At 42.6% G+C, this 1,949-nt stretch carries 2 protein-coding genes; both read left to right on the forward strand.

Annotated features, from left to right (window positions below; translation table 11 throughout):
* Positions 1–978, forward strand: a 978-nt coding sequence (locus ACEW9I_RS06260) for a protein adenylyltransferase SelO family protein (protein ID WP_373539492.1), incomplete at its 5' end; no start/stop codon positions are given.
* 588 nt (positions 979–1,566) lie between these two features.
* Positions 1,567–1,827, forward strand: coding sequence for a DUF4278 domain-containing protein (locus ACEW9I_RS06265; RefSeq protein ID WP_373539493.1), 261 nt, complete (start codon positions 1,567–1,569; stop codon positions 1,825–1,827).
* The last annotated feature ends 122 nt before the right edge of the window (positions 1,828–1,949 follow it).

The raw sequence follows: 1,949 nt of genomic DNA on the forward strand, positions 1-1,949 counted from the left end.
CGCGTTGGTCAGCTAGAGTTATTTGCCCGCCGCGCTCGCAGCAATGCTCATCCAAGAGCATTAGAAGAGTTAAGCATGATCGTGTCGCATTTAATTGAGCGAGAATACAAAAGCGACATTAATCAAAACCTTGTTTTTGCAGATCGAGTCGTTGAGTTGGCGAAGCTATTTCGTCAACGTCTCACTGCACTGGTGGCCAATTGGCAACGTGTTGGTTACTGCCAGGGTAATTTTAATAGTGACAACTGCGCCGCTGGTGGCTTTACCCTCGACTATGGACCATTTGGGTTTTGTGAATCTTTTGACCCTGGGTTTCAACCTTGGACTGGTGGTGGTAAACACTTTTCATTCTTCAATCAGCCGATCGCCGCAGAAATGAATTATCATATGTTTTTAACAGCTTTGAGGCCGCTACTCGTAGAGGATGCCGAAGCTTTAGAACACTTCGACCAATTAGGCCATGACTTCGCAAAAGCGATGGAAAACCAAATCCAAAAAATGTGGGCTGCCAAACTTGGCCTGACTGAATATAACTCGACCTTATTTAAGGCATTATTGGAGTTAATGCTCTACTCAAAGGTGGATTACACCATTTTCTTTCGCGAGTTATCTCATATACCAGACGATGTCTCAGCATTGAAAAAGAGCTTCTACATTGAGACTTCACAACAACTCGATGAGCAATGGCAATCTTGGCTACAAAGCTGGCGCGACCTTGTCAGGAACGACGGCAATCTGGCTGAGATCTCAATAAAGATGGAACAGACTAACCGAAAATATACATGGCGAGAGGGGGTGGTTGTTCCCGCTTACCAACAAGCCATGCAGGGTGACTACACCTTAGTCAAAGAGTTACAAGAAGTGTTTAGCCATCCGTACGATGAGCAATCACAGGAAATAGAAGATAAATACTATCGTCTAAAACCTCAGGTGTTTTTTGACGCTGGTGGCGTGTCGCACTATAGCTGTTCATCTTGATGTTGAATTACCACTGACACTTGGAATGAGGTTCTGGGGCTGTCAGCTTTGAACTTCGGCGGAGTGGGCAGGCTGTCAAAGCCTTGTTTTTGTAATGATTAAGGGTGATACAGCCCTTATCAGTCTAGTGAAGTACAGTAGCAAGTATTTGTGAACCATCCTTTGATGGCATTGTCGAAACATGTTGCCTCCTTTGTGAACCATCCTTTGATGGCATTGTCGAAACATGTTGCCTCCTTCCCCTTGCTCCGATATCAACATTGGAAGTCCCAGAGCCGAACCCAAATCATGACCACCGCCGCTCTGGTGGCGCGATGAAATACTTCGATCGATCGTTCCTAGTTCGCCAAGAATACTAACTAAAGTATTAAGCGATCGTACTCAGGCTACCACCAACGGTTGTCAAAGATTACTGTCTTTAGTCGATCTCTACATCAAGACGTTTTTCAGATGTTTAGATTGAGTTGAAATCATAAGATAAATAGGTATCGAACAACCAATTAAATATTTTATTTCTCGTGCCATTTACCACGGAAATATTCTTAATTATAGTTCGTAAAACAACTATCGATTCTTAAGGAATAAATCATGACTACTATTTTTCAAAAGCAATCTATCGAACAAAAAGTAATTAAACTCATTTATCGCGGCACTACTTATAATTACGATTTCGATAGCGTCAGAACTAATTCTCTATTACCACACCCTCGCAAATCTCCCCGCAATTTGATTTATCGGGGTGTCACTTATAGCTTCGATCCAGCTCTTGCCAAACCCAATTCTGTCAAGCCAAGTAGTTATGAATTGATTTATCGCGGCAGTACTTATCAAGCTCACATCTTGCACTAGTATATTAGCTCTACTATTCAAGGGGTTGAAAATATGAGAAAAAGGGCGTGGAAAAACATTGATGAGAACAGTGAACACCATTCTCCCTTACGCCCAATTAATACTCTACACGCTGTTAGAGC

The organism is Chamaesiphon sp. (assembly GCF_041738855.1).
Taxonomy (GTDB): Bacteria; Cyanobacteriota; Cyanobacteriia; order Cyanobacteriales; family Chamaesiphonaceae; genus Chamaesiphon.